Here is a 16,607-nt window from a genome sequence, read left to right as displayed (position 1 = left end):
GGATCCCTAGATGAAGCCTTTTGCAATTACCAGAAGCTGGCTGCTGGCCCTGGGCCTTGCCCTGGGGGGGTGGGAGCTGCCGGCCTGGGCGGGCTGTGGCTTTCCGCGCGGGGCAGGTCAGACGTTTTTTTCCCTCCAGCCCGAGGTGTACCAACCCCGCACCCGCTTTGACCAGGGGGGACGCCTGCAGCAGGCCCCTTCAGAGTACGGCGAGACCCGCCTCAACCTGTTTGCCGAAACCGGCCTCAGCGATCGCCTCACCCTCAACCTCAACACCAGCTATGTTTTTTTGGAAAATCGCTTTGCTAGCGGCGACCAGCTTGTAACCCAGCGCAACCAGGGCCTGCGGGATCTGGAGCTGGGCCTGCGCCATACTTGGGGAGAGGGGGATCCCTTTTTCTCGGCGCAATTGACGGCCCTGATCCCGCCGGGATATGCCACCCAGAACACCTCCCTGCCCCTGGGCTATGGGGTTTTCGGCTACGACTTCAGCTTGGGAGCGGCGGCTAATGTCGAGCTGGGATCCCTGCCCGCCTTTTTCGACTCCTGCCTCACGTTCCGAGATTACTTGGGCTATCCCGGGGATCGGGTCAAGGCCAACTTAACCCTTGGGGCCGATTTGACTCCTGAGCTGCAGGCCATCCTGGCTTTGGATGGGGATTTTACGTTGGGCAACGGCGCGCCTTTGTTGTTCGGGGATTTGGCGGTTCAGGATCCCGACTACGACAACCTCAAGCTTTCTGGCCAGCTCAACTGGCGGCTGGAGGGAGGGTTAACGCTGGGCTTGGGGGGGTTTCAGTTCCTGGCCGGTCGCAACACCAATGCCGGCGGCGGCTTTACCGGCTATGTGTGGCTAAGTTACTGAAACCCAACAAAATGTTGCAGGATATCCCCTACGGTAACAGGGATCCGCAGGGGCAGATCTAGGATGAGTCTTGGCAAACTACGGCCCGGAGAACGGATCCCATGCCTCGATTTGAGAACCTCATTGCCGCTATCGACGGCAGCGGCCCCACCGAGCAAATGGTGCATACCCTTCTGTCTCTGCCGGCCTTTGCCCAGTGCCACGTGACATTGCTGCATGCGGTGCCTTCCCAGACCTCTGCCGAGGAGATGCGGGCTGCCTGGCAAAAGGGGCAGGAACTGCTGGCCCAAACCCTGCAGACTTTCCCCCCCCGCCCAGGGCTAAAGATCAGCACGCAACTGGTGGAAGGGGATCCCAAGGTGGTGGTGCTGCAGGTGGCCGAGTCCCTGCCCGATCCCCTGATCGTGATGGGATCGCGGGGGCGCAACCGCCTCATGGCCATTTTGCAGAACTCGGTCAGCCAATACGTGTTCCAGCTCGCCTCCTGCCCCATGCTGCTGGTCAAAGACGACGCCTACGTCAAATACCCCAGCCACGTCATGGTGGCCCTCAACAACTCCCCCGCCGCCCAGGCCGCCTTTGCCACGGCCCTGGATCTGGTTGCCGGCATCCCAGGGGCCCAGATCTTTTTGGCCTCGGTGCAACTGGATGCCGATGCCCAAGGCCGGGACGAGGCTTTGGATAAGGCCATTGCCACCCTCAAAAGCCGCCAAATCCCCCACCGGGTGTTTACGGCGGTCGGCGATCCCGGCGCCGAGATCGTGCGCCTGGCGGAAGAGAGCAAGGCCGACCTGCTGGTGATGGGATCCCCAGATCGCCGGCCCAGCATTGCCCGCAGCATCCCCGATTTGGATCGCCTGCTGGGGCGCTCCATCTCCGACTATGTGCGGGTGCACATCGGCTGCCCCGTGCTGATGGTGCGGTCTGCTCAAGACTAGAGACTGGTCACTCCCTAAGGCAGGATAGAACGGCGCTCCGTCACGCGGTCGCTTTGCTGCTGGCGATCCGGGCTGACGGCCCAAGCCTCGAAGATGAGCTCAGGGACGCCAGGGGGGATGGTCATGCGGGTGAGGGCTTGCCACCGCCCCTGCTCGTCGCGGGAGAAGTCCAACAACCACCGGGGGCCATCCACCAAAGAGCGGGTGTGACCGTGCTTGACCCAAAACTTAATCCACAAAGGAGGCTGAGCGGTGGAGCTACTGGCAGAATTGACGGAAGCCGGCAAACGCAGCACTACATCGAAGTTGTCACCTGCCCGCAGTTGCTCAGGCACCACCAGTTGCGGCGCCGGGCAAGCTCCCGGCACCTGCGGGGAAAGAGGCGAGGTTCCCGGACTGGCGGCGGCGAGCGGTGGCGGCGGAACCGCCTCCTCGCGAGGTGGCTCAGGTTGGGGTGGTGGAGAAGAGGATGAGATGGGCACTGGCCCAACCTCAGGTTGGGCGGCAGGTTCGGGCGCGGTGTCTGCTAGGGAGGCTGGGAGCTCTTCTGGCTGAAGCGGGCCCAAAACTTCTCCAGCCTCCTCTTTTTCCGCAGGGGCGCTGCGCTGCGAGATGCGCAACAACTTCTGCAGGGTGCGTTCGGGGGACAGCAAGGGTGAGGGCGGGGAAGAACTGCCGGCTGCGGCTGGCGTTTCTTCTTGCCGCTGCTGACCGGCAGGGATCCCTGGGGAGGGTGGGAGGACTTCCCCCTGGCCGCGACAGCGAACGGAAAAGGAGATCCGCAGCGGCTCTGGATCCGACCAGGAAGAGGGAGTGAGGCGCAGTTCCCCCCGCAGCGGACGGCTCCAGGTATGGCTCGGCAGGGTGATGGGAATGCTGAACACTGCCGTCCGGGCTTCAGTCGGAAATTGAATCAGCCGTTGCCCCTCGAAAACCGGGCTCTGCTCCCCTTCATCTTCTTGCCAAACTCGTACCCGCAGCTCGCCACTACAGCCAATCCGCCCCGTCACCACCAGCACTTCCCCCGGAGATCCCTCCAATTCGCTGTGCATCAGGGAAAACAGCTCTGGCGGGATGGCAACCTCTTTTTTCTGAGCCAGCTCAGGAGGTTCAGACGCGACTTCTTGGGCCGCCGGGGATAGTGCCTGTTTCCGCTGCACCGGGGCGGGCACAACCTGGAAGCGCAGGCAATTGTTCAGCTCCGCCTCGCCAAATAACTCGGCGATCAAATCGGCATCTCGGCAGTGCAACTCCCAAAAACCAGGGGCGAGGTGGGTGGCCGGCAGGATGACGCCGATCCCCTCCTCGTTGGTGCGAACAGAACGGGTTTGCATGAGCGAGGCGGCTGTCTTGGGGTTGGCTACCGCTGGGGATCCGCTATTTTCGGTCGGCAGAGGGCGCTGGCGGACTTCCACTGTGATGGTGAAGTGGGGCTGGGGAGAACGGGCAACGATGGTGTAGGTGTCCTCTTCCAGAATGGCTCCCTCGGCTGGTACCGGCTGCCAGTCTTCTCGGCCGTTGCGCCGCACCCAAAAACTCAACATCGCTCCCTCACCTCTGGGACACCAAATACTTCACCAGGTCAGCTTGCAAGAGGGTTTGCTGCTGCCCCGTGGGCAAGTGCTTGAGCTGCACCTCCCCGGCCGCAGCTTCCGCATCCCCCAGCGCGACAGCCCAGGTCGCACCGCTGCGGCTGGCCCGCTTGAACTGCTTGCTGAAAGCGCTGCCGCTCAGATCCAGCTCGGTGCAGAAGCCGGCTTGGCGCAGAGCTTGGGCAATCTGAAGGGATTGGGCCTCCGCTTTGGCGCCGCGGGAGATCACGTAAACCTCGACCGATGTTGGCGGAATCTCCTGTTGTTTCTTCTGCAGCAGCAAAACCAGCCGCTCCAGGCCGATGGCCCAGCCCACCGCCGGGGTGGGAGGCCCGCCCAGCTCCTCCACCAGACCGTCGTAGCGGCCACCCCCACAGACGGTGCTCTGGGATCCCAGCTCCGGCGAGACGATCTCAAAGGCGGTGTGGGTGTAGTAGTCCAGGCCGCGCACCAGGTAGGGATCCAGCTCATAGGGAATGTCTAGGGCTTGGAGATGGGCCTGCACTTGCTCGAAGAAGGCCCGCGAGTCAGCACTGAGGTAATCGGGCAGCTTGGGCCCTTGTTCAGCAATGGTGCGGGTATGGGGATCCTTGCTGTCGAGGATGCGCAACGGGTTGCGGACAAGGCGCTCCTGGGAGTCCGGATCCAGCTCTTCCTTCAAAGGGGTAAGGTAGTCCACCAGGGCTTGGCGATAGGCCCGCCGATCCTGCGGATCCCCGAGGGAGTTGAGCCGCAAGGTGAGGTTTTCCGCCCCCACTGCCCGCAGCAGATCCCAGGCCAAGGCGATGACCTCGGCATCGGCGCGGGGATCGCGGCTGCCCAGCAGCTCCACCCCCAACTGGTGGAATTGGCGCTGCCGCCCCGCCTGGGGACGCTCATAGCGAAACATCGGCCCACAGTACCAGAGGCGCTGCACATCGCCGGCCACCTGCAACCCATGCTGGATGTAGGCCCGCACCACGCCGGCGGTGTTCTCGGGGCGCAGGCTCACCTCCTGCTCGCCGCGGGTGCTAAAGGAGTACATCTCCTTGCCCACCACGTCGGTGGCGCTGCCAATGCTGCGGGCAAAGAGTTCTGTCAGCTCCAGAATCGGGGTGCGGATCTCCTGGTAGTTGGCTCGCCCCAAGATCTCGCGGGCGCTGGCCTCCACCTGCTGCCAAAGCCGTACCTCCTGCGGCAGGATATCTCGGGTGCCGCGCACCGCCTGGATCATCTCCATGCCTGTTCTCCCCCGCCCAGAACCACGGCTTGCTGCGCCAATGGTCGGCGTCAGTTTTTTCCTATCAACTCAATTATCGATTATCGGCTATCGGCAGCCGCGTTCCCCATTGCCGACGGGGCAAGCTGAGCCTGAGCTAAACCCCAACAGGAGTAGGTGGCGGCCACTTGGCTGCTGGCAGCCACAGCGGCGGTGGTGGAGCGCAAAATGGTGGTGCCCAGGGAAACCGGCACTCCGCCATGGGCTTCCGCCTGACGGCGCTCGGCCTCCGTCCAGCCGCCTTCTGGGCCGATGGCCACCGCCAAGACGGGATCCCTCTCCGAGAGCCTCAGCTTCGGCAGGGCTTGCAGCAGGAGGGGAGCGTTCTCCCGCGCCACAGCAATGCCCCACCAATCGGCTTTGAGCTCGGCCAGCCAACTTGTCCAAGGGGTAGGGGGATCAACCTGGGGCCAGCGCAGCCGCTCACATTGTTCGGCGGCCTCCTGCACAATTTTCTGCCAGCGTTCCCGCCGGCCCCATCCCGGCTCCACCACGGTGCGCTCCGTCAGCAGAGGGGTAATGCGCGCCGCTCCCAGCTCGGTGACCTGGCGAAACACCTCGTCAAACCCCGGCCCCTTGACCACTGCCAAGCCCAGATGCAAATAAACGGGCAGCTCCCGCGGCAGCGCCTCCACCTCGCCCATAACCTGGGATCCCTGCGGCTGCCAATGGGCCAGCCACAGCTTGCCGGAGCCATCCAAAACCAAGAACGGATCCCCCGGCTTGAGGCGGCGCACCCGCTGCAAGTAGTGCTCTTGCGGGCCGGTTAAACGGAGAACACCGCCGGCATCCCGTTGAGCCGGGTCGATGGCCAGGCGGGGCAGAGAACTCAGGTCATGCGTGCGTTCAGACAGCACCATTCTCCCCGTCGCCAGAGGGCTGCCACCGCCCATTCGTTGGCCTCCAACATCTCCGCCACCAACTTGGCCTGCTCGAGGAGGATACCGCTGAGGATCAGCCACCCCCCCTTTTTCACCACCAGGCCAAACTCTGGGATCATATCCAGGATCACGTCCGTCAGAATGTTGCACACCAGCCCGTCCACCATCTCGGGAATGTGCTCCAGGCTCCCCTGGGCCACCACAATGCGATCGGTGAGGCCGTTGAGGTCGCGGTTGTGGAGCGTGGCCTGCACCGCCAGCGGGTCGATGTCCACCGCAAACACCCGCTTTGCCCCCAAAAGAGCCGCCGCCACCGACAAAATGCCCGATCCACAGCCCACATCGGCCACTGTTACCCCCTCTGTGCCCGCCCCCAGGCGCATCTCCAAAGCCTCCAGGCAGAGCTGGGTGGTGGGGTGCGTGCCCGTGCCAAAGGCCATGCCCGGATCCAGCCGCAACAGGAGACGACCGGGATGGGGGGGGGGATCCAGCCAGGCCGGACAGATGAGCAGCTTGTCCCCAACTGGCTCGGGCTGCCAGTGCTGCTTCCAACTGTTGCTCCAATCCTCCGCTTCTATGCGTTCCCAGCGCAGTTTGGGGATGGGCTGGCCAGCCACAAGGGCGTCTTGCCGCAGGCGCAGCGCCAGAGCGGCCAAATCCAAAAGGGTGGCGCGGAACCAGGGCAAATAGGCGTGAATGCTGATTCGATCTTCGCCATGAGCCTGGCTGGCCATGCCCTGACAGCCAAAGCTCTCCAGCCGCCAAAAGATCTGATCCTCCTGGGCAGGGGAAGCGATGATGTTGAGAGCCCACCAGGCCCCACCGGGATCCGGCGCTTGGGCAGGCGAGAGCAGGCTGGGGTCGGCAACGGTTGTGCTCACGGGGATCCCTTCAACAAACCTAAGGAAAACCGAAGTTTTGGCTAACAGAATAGCGCTCCAAGTTGCCAGCAGGCTAGCACTTAATCCAGCACTCTATATCAAAAATTGCAGTTCTCCCCTCAATTCATAGTTTAGGCTTTAAGAGCCTGCCCCACTGTTCCTGGTTGGTCTGGGATTTGAAGGCGCACACCCGTCGGCTTGGCAGCGACGCAGGGATGGACTTCCCCCCAATTGGGGGATGGCCCTCAGCGGTTCCTTGGATGCCCAGCTCGGCCTTGTGAGATAGATTAAATCCAAAAGCATTGAACAAGAATTGGGTACAGCGTTGACGTGCTTTCCAGCCTCAGTGATTTTACTGATAGATGAGGTTTGGCCGGGGCATGCTGAGTAACGATGGAGAGGAAGCAATGCAGGCGGCAAAGTCGATGTCAACCGAGCAGTCAGCGCAGCAGCCGAAGGTGGCTCCTCTTGCCAGAGGGGAAAGGGCTGGCCACGAGGATCCCCAGCCGCTCGCAGTCAGCACTCGCAAGCACTCCGTCCCGCTGGCGCGAACGGCTCTCATGCAGCGCTTTAACCGCAGCTTTCCGCCTTTTTATAGCCAGTTCGTCAGCAGCGAGGTGCAGGCTCAAAATCTGCGCTTGGCCTATGCCCTCTACCAAACCCGCAAGGCCGTGGTACAGATGCGGGACGAGCGCAGCAAGACGGTGGTTTGTCTGGCCTATCGCAACCGCCCTTCTCTGCTCAGCGACCTGTTTGGGGTGCTCACCGCTTTCAATCTCTCGGTGCACGGCATCCACCTTTACGGGCAGATCTACTCACCGCACTTGGTGTTTATCCGCGTCACCGTCTCGCGCGATGGCCACAGCCTTTCTGCCCAGACCAAGCTCAACCTAGAACGGGCTATTCACGAGTGCTTGGCGGGGGTGTTTCCCGTTCACGAAACCTTGGCGCTGGAGTTTGATCTCAAGGCCGGCTTGAAAGACACCCAGGTTTCTTTTTATTTTGACCCGGTGTTTCATCTGCCCACGCTGTTGGTGGATGTGGACAACCAGCCGGGCGTGTTTTACCGGGTGATGACCGCTCTGGCGCAGGAGGAGTTGACCGTTGTTCACCTCAATCTGATGCTCCGCCGCAAGCAGACGCGCTTCATTTTCTACTTGCTGGGGCCGGATGCAACTCCAACCCTGCCGGAGTTCCTAGGGCAAAAATTGGCGTTGAGCATCCAGCAGCGGCTGCAAGGGGATCCCGTCTAATCGGCACTAGATCTGCATAGGACTGGGGGGCAAATCGAAAAGGACGGTGCTCAGGTAGCGCTCGGCCCAGGCGGGGCCAAAAGCTTTTTCCAAAACGCGGCGGGTGCGGTCGTTTTGCTGTTGTTGGCTGCAGTAGCGCTGCTGCCCTTGGTAGTGGGCCAGGATCTGGACAGGATCTGTCTGCGGGGGGATCTGTTGCGCCAGCCGGCAGTGGATTTCCAGGTAACGGCAGGCAAAATACAAAAAGCGGTCGGCTTCCGCCTCATCGCCGGGCCGGATGAACAGGCAGTAGGGAGAAAAAATCGTCCCCCACGGCGGCAACTGGCGCCGGTTTTGGAAAGGGGCGAGATGAGCTCCCAAGGCTTCCAGCTCTTGAATGTAGGGATCCGGCAAAGTGGGGGTGACCGGCGAGAGATCGACGATGGCGGCGCTCACCTGGCCGCGGCCGGCCACAATGTCACAGCCAAACAGCGGCAGCGGGTACTGCGGCTGCGGAAACATGACGCAGTGGAGGATATCCAGGCTTTGCCCGGCCTGGGCCAGCTCCAGGTGCAGCTTGCGAAAGGGATCCCCTTGGTAGCAGCGGTTTTCGATCTGCAGTTTCTCGCCTTCCAGGCGGCCCTCCACATAGCCCAGCTCCGCCGGCAGGGCATAGGGAGCCAGGCTGAGGTGGGATCCCCAAATGCTCAGAATCGCCTCCGAAAGGCGCTGGATGAGGGGATGCAGTTGCGCTTGCAGAGCAGGGGCGGTGAACATGGGAGCCAAGAAGACCGGTTAAGCGACAAGTCCTCGAAAGCCCTGCCGGGCCAATCCGCAAAGGTGCCCTCCTGAGATCCAGGTTTCAGGAAGCTGAGGTGGGACTTAATAAAGCGAGGGATCCCAGCCAGTCCAGGGCTGCCGGGGGCTTTGGCGGAGGTGGAGAGGGCCGGATGCTGACCCTAGCGGGCGTTGGCAGCGTTGAGCGCCATTGGATTGATCGAGGACGGAAGGGGTGGGATTCGAACCCACGGTGACCTTGCGGCCACAACGCTTTTCGAGAGCGTCACAATCAACCACTCTGTCACCCTTCCAGTCTGCATAGGGCTTTACCATCTTAGCGGCAAACGGGCTATCCTGCCCGGATCCCCTCTCGTGGAATGGGGCAGATGCAAGCTGGCCAAGCACCCCAGGGCCAAAGCCCTTGGGGGGTACGGCCCGACCAGCCGGAAATGGCGGGGCAAATGAGATCATAGAGGTATGGCTGCCCTTTCCATTCACCACTTTCGCCAGGCCAAACAGGCGGGTCAACCGTTGGTGGCCCTCACGGCTGCTGACTACGCCACAGCGCAGATCTTGGATCGGGCCGGGATCGACTTGATCTTAGTAGGCGACAGCCTGGCCATGACCAGCTTGGGGCACAGCAGCACCTTGCCCCTGACTCTGGAACAGATGATCCACCACGCCCAGGCAGTGCGCCGCGGCGTAGAACGAGCCTTTTTGGTGGCCGACTTGCCTTTCTTGAGCTACCAAGTCTGCAAAGAGCAGGCCCTCCTCTCGGCAGGACGTCTGATGAAGGAGGCAGGGGTGAATGGGGTGAAGCTGGAGGGGGGCTACCCAGACATGGTGGAAACAGTGGCCTTTCTGGTCCAGCGAGGGATCCCGGTCTTGGGCCACATCGGCCTCACCCCACAGGCCAAACATCAACTGGGGGGGTATCGCCAGCAGGGGAAAACCCCCTCGGAGGCGGAGCGGCTGCGCCAGGAAGCCCTGAGCCTAGAGCGAGCAGGAGCCTTTGCCCTGGTTTTGGAACACATGCCGGCGGAATTGGCTGCCCAGATCACCCAGCAAGTCGGGATCCCGACTCTGGGGATTGGGGCTGGCCCGGCCTGCGACGGCCAAATTCTCGTCACCCACGACCTGCTCGGCCTCAGCGAGCGGATCCCGCCCTTCGCCAAAGCCTACGCCAACCTGCGAGAGGTGATCCGAGAAGCGGTGGAAGCCTTTGTCGGCGATGTTCATCAGAGACTGTTTCCCCCCACTTAGGGGATCCCCTGGGAAACTCGCAAGTATCACCTTCTGGCAGCTCAGTTGTTGGTTACTGCGCTCCCCTGGCGAGGATCTCCAGAAATTGGAAGCCAGTCGGGGCAGCCGATTGCCGCCTCTGTCAGAGCTTGCTGAGGATGGACAGCGCACTTGAGGTGGGGATCGCCGCTGTAAAACCTGCACTTGTGGCAGGGGATGCGGTGCATCTGTTGAGCTTGATGCAAGAAGTCCGCGACTGCTCTGGCCACCGTCCACAACGGCAAGAGTAGCAATAGCCACGCGATGGCCCCGCTCAGAAGAGGCGGAAGAGAGCTCATACAGGACACCAGCAATACAGAAGGATAGCTTGCTAGCCCCGTACTTTAGTGCGGAGCGGAAAAGCCCGTAAGCAGCTTTAGTTGCTTGCCAATAGTGTAGACGAGGCGTACCGTTCCCAGGCGAGCCTCTAATCACGGTGAAAAACCCGACCGGTGGCAAGCGTCTGCGAGATGCCAACCTCTCGGCCAACCTGCAAGGACTCCGTCCCGCTGACGCGATCAGACAAGTAAGCAGAACCTTGGGGCTTTGACTGAAAGAACTGTCTAGAGGCGGTTTGGCAACGCCTTTACAAGTTCGTTTTTGAACTGCGTAAGAATCCCCCCCCTTAGTCGGGGAAGTGTCAAGACGGGGTCAGGCTCGGCTGTATAACGTCCCCCAGAGAGGGAAAAGTTGGCAGTGAGAGATCCCACGCTGAAACTCCAATCTAATGGATTTTGGAAGGGGAGCGCAGGGTGTGCCAGGGTGGAGATACAGGCGATAATAGCTTCAGCAACGTGCCCTAGTGGGATCCTCTGCGATGGAAGCCTTCTTCGAGTTCCTTTGGTCTGCCTCGGCCGTTTTGCTGGTGATACTGGTGTTGTTGCATAGCCCCAAAGGGGATGGGCTGGCGGGCATTGGCGGCCAGGCCCAATTGTTCTCCAGCTCCAAAAGTGCCGAGCAGAACCTCAACCGCATCACCTGGACGGTGGCCACCCTCTTCCTCTCCATCAGCGTGGTGTTGGGGGCAGGCTGGCTCTCGGCAGCCACAGGCCCCTAGGGATCCCTGTCATCGTGGCGGTCATCTACTTGCACGGATTCGGCTCTGGGCCTCAATCGGCTAAGGCTACTTTCTTCCGGCAGCGGCTGCAGCAGCTTGGGATCCCTCTGCAGGTGCCCGATCTCAACCAGGGCAACTTTGCCCAGCTTACCTTGACCCGCCAGATCCGGCAGGTTTCTGAGCAGTTGGCGCAAATGGGCCATCCTCCCGTTACCCTTATTGGTTCGAGCTTGGGGGGACTGGTGGCCGCCTGGGTGGCCGAGCAGCAACCCTGCGTGCAGCGTCTGGTGCTCTTGGCACCGGCCTTTGGCTTTCTGGGCCATTGGCTGCCGCGGCTGGGGACGGAAGCGGTGGAAAGCTGGCAACGCACCGGCCAAATGCCAGTATTTCACTACGGAGAAGGCCGTCCGCTGCCGTTGGAGTACGGTTTTGTCACCGATGCCCAACGCTACCCGGATGGGGCGTTGCGCCGGCCTGTGCCCACCCTAATTGTGCATGGGATCCAAGACGACACCATCCCCATTCAAGCCAGCCGAGACTATGTGGCCCGTCGCCCCTGGGCCCAACTGGTGGCGGTGGAGAGTGACCACGCCCTGACGGATGTGTTGGATCCCATCTGGCAGGTTGCCAGCCGCTTTTGTGGCTGGGGGATGGCGACAGAGCAGCCTTGCTGGTGAGGGGATCCCTGTCCCGCGCTTGCCCAACGGTCTATGCCGCCCAAAATGCTCCGCGCCGCTGACGCGACTGCCGGCCTGCTTTTGGATATGGACGGGGTGATCGTGGATTCGGAGCCGATCCACGCCCGCGCCGGGACTATCGCCCTGCAGCGCTGTCAGATCTCTCTGGATCTGGCCCCCATCTCCCTGCAGTTTAAGGGGCGCACCGACCGGGACATGTTCGAGTATCTTGTGGAACACCTGACGGACACCCCGCCTGCGGAACGATCCCTGCTGGTGCAGCGTTTGATCGAGGAAAAGGCCAAGGCTTTTGGCGAGCTGCTGGGGGAGGTGCCGCTGGTGCCGGGGGTGCTGGAGTTTTTGGCGGCCAGCCGCCGCCGCTTCTCAGCCCTGGCCCTCACCACCTCAGCCACCCGTCGGGATCAAGAGCAGATCTTTCAGCGCTTTAACCTGGGCCGCTGGTTCGACGCCGTGGTTACTGCCGAAGATATCCGGCGGGCCAAGCCCGACCCCGAGCCCTACTTGAAAACGGCTGCCAAGGTGGGCTTGGATCCCAGTCTGTGTTTGGTGGTCGAAGACTCCACCCACGGGATCCGCGCCGCCAAGAGGGCCGGCTGTTGGGCGGTTGGCCTGACCACTGCTTTCACCGCCGAGGAACTGCGCCGGGCGGGGGCCGATGCCGTGGTGGACAGCTTTGCCGAGCTGGCAGCACTTCTAGACCTGGGGGGTAAGGGGAAACAGCTCTAGCTCATCACCATGCCGCCGTCGATGGCGAAGACCTGCCCGGTGATGTAGGCTGCCGCCGGGTCGGCCGCCAAAAAGCGCACCAGCCCCGCCACCTCTGCCGGGGATCCCAGTCGCCCCAGGGGGATCTGGGCCAGGATGGGGCCGGGATCCAGCTTCTCGGTCATCTGGGTGGTGATAAAGCCGGGGGCGACGGCGTTGACGGTGATGTTGCGGCTGGCCAGCTCGCGGGCTGCCGTCTTGGTCAGGCCCACCACCCCTGCTTTGGCGGCGCTGTAGTTGGCCTGGCCGGGATTGCCCACCAGGCCCACCACCGAGGTGATGTTGATGATGCGTCCCTGCCGCTGCTTGACCATGATCTTGGCGGCCGCCTTCAGACACAGAAAGACGCCGGTGAGATTGAGATCCAGCACCGCCTGCCAGTCTTCCGGCTTCATGCGCAGCAGCAAGGTGTCGCGGGCCATGCCGGCATTGTTCACCAGCACGTCCACCCGGCCCCAGCGCCCCATCACCTGCTCGAAGAGTTGTTCCACCGCCTGCGGCTGGGAGACATCGGCGGCCACAGCCATCCCTTCGCCCCCCAGGGCGGCGATCTCCTGCAGCAGCGACTCGGCCTCGGCGGCGGAGCGAGCGTAGTTGACGACCACCTTGGCGCCAATCGCCCCCAAGTGAAGGGCAATGGCCCGGCCAATGCCCCGGCTGGCTCCGGTGACCACCGCCACCTGGTTATGGAGCGAGGGCAAGGGGAGAAGTTCAGACATAGGCAGCAGCTTCCCGCTTATTTCTACCGCCGCAACAGTATAGGATGCTTTGGCCTTGTCTGGGGCGGGGAGACTCCCCCCTATGGCCGTTCCAACAGCGATGAGACCGCCTGTCGCCTCGATCCCAAACTCCCCTCTCCTCTTGGGAGAGGGGCTGGGGGTGAGGGCTAGCTCCTCTTGGGAGAGGGGCCGCGGCTGGTCGCATCAGCAGCGCGGAGCGTTTGAGCAACTGGCTGGGGAGACCCCCTCGCGTCAGCGGGCCGCAGGCCCCAACGGTAGGTGCTGTCGCTGCTCGCGCAAGCGGAACGGTGTTCCCTAAGCGCTGACGCCAGGAGGATCCTTGCCCTCTGGGGAGAAACCAGTAAGCTGGGCCAGATTAAGATCGATGGCTAGGCCTAGCCGAGGAACCGTCCATGCAAGTGGAGTTTCGCGAGTGCGATCCGGGAAATCTCTGGATCTGGTTTGAGTTTGCGGAGCCGCCGGTTCCAGCGGAGCTGGAGTACCTCAAGGAGGTGCTGGAATCCTGGTATGTGCTGGGCAAGCTGGGGGGATTCAACGCCGAGCGCCTGGTGGCCCAAGAGGCGGAGGTGGATCTGAGCTATTTGGAGTACCCCAGCGACTCAGCTCCCTTGACCTCCCTGATGCACAACATGGGATCCTTGGAAGAAAAGGGCAACTGGGCCCGCTGCTGGTTTGACCTGGGCACGGCCGATGCCTTGGCGCTGGATGTGCTGATCAACGCCCTGCGCACCCTCAGCCTCGAGTACATTAACCTCAGCCGCGTCATCATCGGCGGGCAGAACGAGGACTGGCCAACACCGGATCCCGAGGAGACCGATGTCTATGATGATCTCAACGGCTACCTGCGGGATCATTGGGGGGAAGAGGGAGAGCTGGAATAGCTCCTACTCCAGGTAGCCCAGCTCTTGCATCCGCCGCACCAAGTCTGTGTTGCTTTCCATGTCAACTCGGCGAGGAGCGGTGCTGGGCCGGCGCGATTCTGCCCACTCCAACCACTGCCTCAGCCCTTGCCGCAGGCGGTCTAGCCAAGCCTGGGGGGAAAGGGATCCCGGCTCAGAAGGGATCCCGGCCGCCAGCAAGTCCTGCAGTTCCGCCGGATCCTGCTCCAGGTTGTAGAGGCTGGGGCGATCTCCGGTTTGGATCAGCTTGGTCACCCCTTCGTAGAGAGCGCGGCGGGTGTCGTAACAGGCGCGCGCCTGCAGCAGGTTGTCGTTGCGGTTTTCCATGGCGCGCAGGAGAATCTGGGGCGGGAAGGCTTCGCTGAGCACCACTCCCTGCTCCGGATCCTCGCCGGCCAGGGTGCGGCTCAGGCTGAGGCGGGCGATCTCGCGGCGAAGCTGGAGGCTGACGCGGGGGGCGCCGTTGGCTAGAGAAAGGCTGGGGCGGAAGCCGGCTGCTTCCAAGAGAGTATGGAAGAGGCGGCGGGTGGAAACGGGGGTGGCCACGCGCTTTCCTGCTGGAAAGTAGCCGGGGTAGTGCAGGATCAGGGGGACGCGGATCAGCTCTTCGTAAACCACAAAGGCGTGGCCGACAAAGTCGTGTTCCCCTAAGCCTTCGCCGTGATCGGCGACGATGGCCACCAGGGTGTTCTGCTCTAGGCCGGTGTGGCGCAGGGTCTCGAAGACGGATCCCAGCAGGTGATCCTGGTAGGCCACCTCGGCATCGTAGATGTCCCTGAGCACCTGGGCCTGCAGCGGGGAAAGCGGCTGGGGCAGGGGCGCCATCCAGCGGTAGGGCTGGGCGTTATACTCCCGCAAAAAGTCGCGCGCCTCGCGGTTGGTCTTGAAGTAGGGAGCATATTTCTGCACAAAGGGCTCCGGCGGCCAGTAGGGCAGGTGGGGCTCCATCAGGTTGACAAAGCAAAAGAAGGGCGGCGCTTGCCCATCCAACTGGCGGCGGGCCATCTGCTGCAAGTAACCGTTGAGGTCAGCAATGGAGGCAGCCGTGTTGCCCTTGAAGTTCATCAGCCGGGTCCAGAGGGAGGCAAACCAGGGGTGCAGCGCCAGTTGGAAGAGAGTATCAGAGCGGGCAAAGGCGTTTTGCACCGGGTAGGAGAGGCGGCGCCAAAACTGGGTGTAGGCGGCCAGCCAGCGGTTGAGGGGGGTGGGCAAGGGATTGCCTTCGGGGGGGCGGGTGGGCAGGGCCCCGCCGTAGTTGTAGAAGGTGTCAAAGCCGCGCCGCAGCCCGTTTTTCAGGATCCCGACCAGGGGGTTGTTGCAAAAGCCCACGGTGGTGTAGCCGCCCAGTTTCAACAGCTCCGCCAGGGTGGGCAGGGCGGGGCTCAGCTCCAGGTCTGCCTGGACAGTCTGGTGGGTGCTGGGATATTCCCCCGTAAACAGGGAGGCGTGGGAGGGGATCGTCCACTGGGCGGGGGCGATGGCCCGCTCGAAGAGGGTGGATTCTGCCGCCAGCCGATCCAGGTTGGGGCTGGTGGGCACCTGGCGGGCCCGCTCTTCCTCTGACCAGTAGCAGGAAAGGCGATCCGCCCGTTGGGTATCGAGCACGATCAACAGAATGTTGGGGCGTTCCCCCAAGGCGGCCTCTGCCATTGCTGAACTCCTCACCACAACCCACCCAACACGGTTCTTAAACTATCTTGACATGCTCCTGTCGGCCCTTTGTCGCCGGCTCCTAGGGCAAAGTGAGCTGGGTTTGGCTGTTGCCCTGGATCCGGGCGGTGTTGGCCTGCCAGTCTAGGATGCCGCTGTCGCCGCTCACGGTCAGGGCTTGTCCGGGCTGGCGGTAGCGCACATTGCCCAGGGCCTGCAGTTGGGTGGAGCCGATGCGCCAGCGGATCTCTTGGGCCTGCAACTCTTGGCCGGTTTGCAGGGACTCCGTCCCGCCAACGCGAACGGCTTTGGCTTTCACGTTGCCCAGCAGGCGCAGCTCGGTTAGGGGCAGCGGAGCCCGCAACTGCTCGCCGCTGAGGCGCACCCTTTGCTGGGGGGCATCCACCTCGACTGCTCCCAGCGCCTGCACCTCGCCGGCGCCAAATTCCCACAAGAAACGGTGGGCGGCCAGCTCCAGCTCCGGATCCCGATACTTGGCCCGCACCGGTTGGCTCGGATCCCGATTCTCCAGTTGCATCTGGGCTTGGCCAAAGTCGATGCGCAAGCGATCCCCCTCCAGAGATCCCCGGCCGTCCAACAGCTCCACCTGCACCTGGCCCTCGGCTTCGAGGAGGCGCTGTTCCGGCAACCACTGCAGCCGCTCTGCCTGCAGGCGCAGGTTGTCCCGCTCCGATTCCACCTCCACCTGGCCCGTCAGTTCCAGCCGCCGCTCGCCGGGGTAGGCGGATCCCCGCTCGGCCCGGACGCGAATGGCGCGATCCTCTGCGTCGAAAAACTCTCCCTCGATAGACTGCAAATGGGCGGATCCCAACTGCACGGGAGTGGTGCCATTTTCTGGGGGGGACTCGTATTCGGCCAGGCGAGCCTGGAGGCGCCAGAGCAGGCCACCATCGGGTTTGGCCTGGGTGAGGGTGATGTCTTCGTAGATCAACTGGGGGGTGGAGATGGGTGCGGAAGGAGCCTCGGGATCCCTGGCCGGGGGTGGCTCCGGCCCACCACAGGCAGCGCTCAGCAGGGCCAAAACCACTAGCCAACCTAGGATCCGAGAAGAACTGGGCTGCATGGCTCT

General features: G+C 62.8%; 17 protein-coding genes and 1 tRNA gene. 8 read left to right on the top strand and 10 right to left on the bottom strand.

Going from position 1 to position 16,607, the window contains the following annotated elements; all coding sequences use genetic code 11:
• Positions 1-10 precede the first annotated feature (10 nt).
• Both NW855_RS11745 and NW855_RS11740 read left to right on the top strand, forming a co-directional pair.
• Entirely contained in the window at positions 11-865 is an 855-nt protein-coding gene (locus tag NW855_RS11745) for a hypothetical protein (protein WP_414508810.1), read from the top strand.
• A 101-nt stretch (positions 866-966) separates the two neighbouring features.
• On the top strand, positions 967-1,803 hold the full coding sequence (locus NW855_RS11740; protein ID WP_414508809.1) for a universal stress protein: 837 nt from the start codon (positions 967-969) through the stop codon (positions 1,801-1,803).
• 14 nt (positions 1,804-1,817) lie between these two features.
• On the opposite strand, the gene NW855_RS11735 is transcribed toward NW855_RS11740, so the two are convergent.
• From NW855_RS11735 to prmA, 4 genes are all read right to left on the bottom strand, one after another.
• Positions 1,818-3,347 carry a hypothetical protein gene (locus NW855_RS11735; protein WP_011431289.1) on the bottom strand — a complete coding sequence of 510 codons (1,530 nt, stop codon included), beginning with the start codon at positions 3,345-3,347 and terminating at the stop codon, positions 1,818-1,820.
• 7 nt (positions 3,348-3,354) lie between these two features.
• On the bottom strand, positions 3,355-4,614 hold the full coding sequence (gene hisS, locus NW855_RS11730) for a histidine--tRNA ligase (RefSeq protein ID WP_099812814.1): 1,260 nt from the start codon (positions 4,612-4,614) through the stop codon (positions 3,355-3,357).
• 80 nt (positions 4,615-4,694) lie between these two features.
• On the bottom strand, positions 4,695-5,513 hold the full coding sequence (locus NW855_RS11725) for a 16S rRNA (uracil(1498)-N(3))-methyltransferase (RefSeq protein ID WP_011431287.1): 819 nt from the start codon (positions 5,511-5,513) through the stop codon (positions 4,695-4,697).
• A complete protein-coding gene (gene prmA / locus NW855_RS11720; protein WP_049749840.1) occupies positions 5,483-6,388 on the bottom strand; it encodes a 50S ribosomal protein L11 methyltransferase in 906 nt (301 codons plus the stop codon). The genes NW855_RS11725 and prmA overlap by 31 nt, the downstream gene beginning before the upstream one ends.
• Positions 6,389-6,840: 452 nt before the next feature.
• On the opposite strand from prmA, the gene NW855_RS11715 reads away from it, so the two are divergent.
• Positions 6,841-7,668, top strand: coding sequence for a hypothetical protein (locus tag NW855_RS11715; RefSeq protein ID WP_206336831.1), 828 nt, complete (start codon positions 6,841-6,843; stop codon positions 7,666-7,668).
• 6 nt (positions 7,669-7,674) lie between these two features.
• Here the strand turns inward: NW855_RS11715 and NW855_RS11710 are convergent, their stop codons facing one another.
• Both NW855_RS11710 and NW855_RS11705 read right to left on the bottom strand, forming a co-directional pair.
• Positions 7,675-8,424, bottom strand: a complete 750-nt coding sequence (locus NW855_RS11710) for a phycocyanobilin:ferredoxin oxidoreductase (RefSeq protein WP_099812816.1) — start codon at positions 8,422-8,424, stop codon at positions 7,675-7,677.
• 227 nt (positions 8,425-8,651) lie between these two features.
• Positions 8,652-8,738 (bottom strand) — tRNA-Ser (locus tag NW855_RS11705).
• 166 nt (positions 8,739-8,904) lie between these two features.
• Here NW855_RS11705 and panB point away from each other — a divergent pair.
• Positions 8,905-9,690, top strand: coding sequence for a 3-methyl-2-oxobutanoate hydroxymethyltransferase (panB, locus tag NW855_RS11700; protein ID WP_011431283.1), 786 nt, complete (start codon positions 8,905-8,907; stop codon positions 9,688-9,690).
• Between the two features lie 41 nt (positions 9,691-9,731).
• Here panB and NW855_RS11695 read toward each other — a convergent pair whose 3' ends face one another.
• A complete protein-coding gene (locus NW855_RS11695; RefSeq protein WP_414508808.1) occupies positions 9,732-10,007 on the bottom strand; it encodes a hypothetical protein in 276 nt (91 codons plus the stop codon).
• 518 nt (positions 10,008-10,525) lie between these two features.
• On the opposite strand from NW855_RS11695, the gene secG reads away from it, so the two are divergent.
• From secG to NW855_RS11680, 3 genes are read left to right on the top strand one after another with little or no spacing between them, the layout of a single operon-like run.
• Complete coding sequence (secG, locus tag NW855_RS11690; RefSeq protein WP_011431281.1) at positions 10,526-10,765, top strand: preprotein translocase subunit SecG; 240 nt, start codon at positions 10,526-10,528, stop codon at positions 10,763-10,765.
• A 14-nt stretch (positions 10,766-10,779) separates the two neighbouring features.
• A complete protein-coding gene (locus NW855_RS11685) occupies positions 10,780-11,442 on the top strand; it encodes a YqiA/YcfP family alpha/beta fold hydrolase (RefSeq protein WP_414508807.1) in 663 nt (220 codons plus the stop codon).
• 33 nt (positions 11,443-11,475) lie between these two features.
• Positions 11,476-12,189 (top strand): HAD family hydrolase, encoded by a 714-nt coding sequence (locus NW855_RS11680; protein WP_414346158.1) that lies wholly within the window; start codon positions 11,476-11,478, stop codon positions 12,187-12,189.
• Here the strand turns inward: NW855_RS11680 and fabG are convergent.
• The gene (fabG, locus tag NW855_RS11675) at positions 12,186-12,929 is read right to left on the bottom strand and encodes a 3-oxoacyl-[acyl-carrier-protein] reductase (protein ID WP_228375524.1); all 744 of its coding nucleotides are present in this window, start codon (positions 12,927-12,929) and stop codon (positions 12,186-12,188) included. The two genes, NW855_RS11680 and fabG, sit on opposite strands and share 4 nt — an antisense overlap.
• 431 nt (positions 12,930-13,360) lie before the next feature.
• Between fabG and NW855_RS11670 the strand changes: the two genes are divergently transcribed.
• Entirely contained in the window at positions 13,361-13,849 is a 489-nt protein-coding gene (locus tag NW855_RS11670; RefSeq protein ID WP_011431276.1) for a DUF3531 family protein, read from the top strand.
• A 3-nt stretch (positions 13,850-13,852) separates the two neighbouring features.
• Here the strand turns inward: NW855_RS11670 and NW855_RS11665 are convergent, their stop codons facing one another.
• A complete protein-coding gene (locus NW855_RS11665) occupies positions 13,853-15,517 on the bottom strand; it encodes a sulfatase (RefSeq protein ID WP_099835766.1) in 1,665 nt (554 codons plus the stop codon).
• 82 nt (positions 15,518-15,599) lie between these two features.
• The gene (lptC, locus tag NW855_RS11660) at positions 15,600-16,601 is read right to left on the bottom strand and encodes an LPS export ABC transporter periplasmic protein LptC (protein WP_414508806.1); all 1,002 of its coding nucleotides are present in this window, start codon (positions 16,599-16,601) and stop codon (positions 15,600-15,602) included.
• Positions 16,602-16,607: the final 6 nt, after the last annotated feature.

This window comes from Synechococcus sp. RC10B2, from assembly GCF_047502635.1.
The sequence above is the reverse complement of the archived record's forward strand: the minus strand, read 5'-3'. Positions and strand labels throughout refer to the sequence as shown.

Excerpts from the sequence above, each read along its gene's own strand:
- NW855_RS11745 (WP_414508810.1), top strand. The coding sequence starts at position 11 with ATGAAGCCTTTTGCAATTACCAGAAGCTGGCTGCTGGCCCTGGGCCTT.
- NW855_RS11740 (WP_414508809.1), top strand. The coding sequence starts at position 967 with ATGCCTCGATTTGAGAACCTCATTGCCGCTATCGACGGCAGCGGCCCC.
- NW855_RS11735 (WP_011431289.1), bottom strand. The coding sequence starts at position 3,347 with ATGTTGAGTTTTTGGGTGCGGCGCAACGGCCGAGAAGACTGGCAGCCG.
- hisS (WP_099812814.1), bottom strand. The coding sequence starts at position 4,614 with ATGGAGATGATCCAGGCGGTGCGCGGCACCCGAGATATCCTGCCGCAG.
- NW855_RS11725 (WP_011431287.1), bottom strand. The coding sequence starts at position 5,513 with ATGGTGCTGTCTGAACGCACGCATGACCTGAGTTCTCTGCCCCGCCTG.
- NW855_RS11715 (WP_206336831.1), top strand. The coding sequence starts at position 6,841 with ATGTCAACCGAGCAGTCAGCGCAGCAGCCGAAGGTGGCTCCTCTTGCC.
- NW855_RS11710 (WP_099812816.1), bottom strand. The coding sequence starts at position 8,424 with ATGTTCACCGCCCCTGCTCTGCAAGCGCAACTGCATCCCCTCATCCAG.
- panB (WP_011431283.1), top strand. The coding sequence starts at position 8,905 with ATGGCTGCCCTTTCCATTCACCACTTTCGCCAGGCCAAACAGGCGGGT.
- NW855_RS11695 (WP_414508808.1), bottom strand. The coding sequence starts at position 10,007 with ATGAGCTCTCTTCCGCCTCTTCTGAGCGGGGCCATCGCGTGGCTATTG.
- secG (WP_011431281.1), top strand. The coding sequence starts at position 10,526 with ATGGAAGCCTTCTTCGAGTTCCTTTGGTCTGCCTCGGCCGTTTTGCTG.
- NW855_RS11680 (WP_414346158.1), top strand. The coding sequence starts at position 11,476 with ATGCCGCCCAAAATGCTCCGCGCCGCTGACGCGACTGCCGGCCTGCTT.
- NW855_RS11670 (WP_011431276.1), top strand. The coding sequence starts at position 13,361 with ATGCAAGTGGAGTTTCGCGAGTGCGATCCGGGAAATCTCTGGATCTGG.
- NW855_RS11665 (WP_099835766.1), bottom strand. The coding sequence starts at position 15,517 with ATGGCAGAGGCCGCCTTGGGGGAACGCCCCAACATTCTGTTGATCGTG.
- lptC (WP_414508806.1), bottom strand. The coding sequence starts at position 16,601 with ATGCAGCCCAGTTCTTCTCGGATCCTAGGTTGGCTAGTGGTTTTGGCC.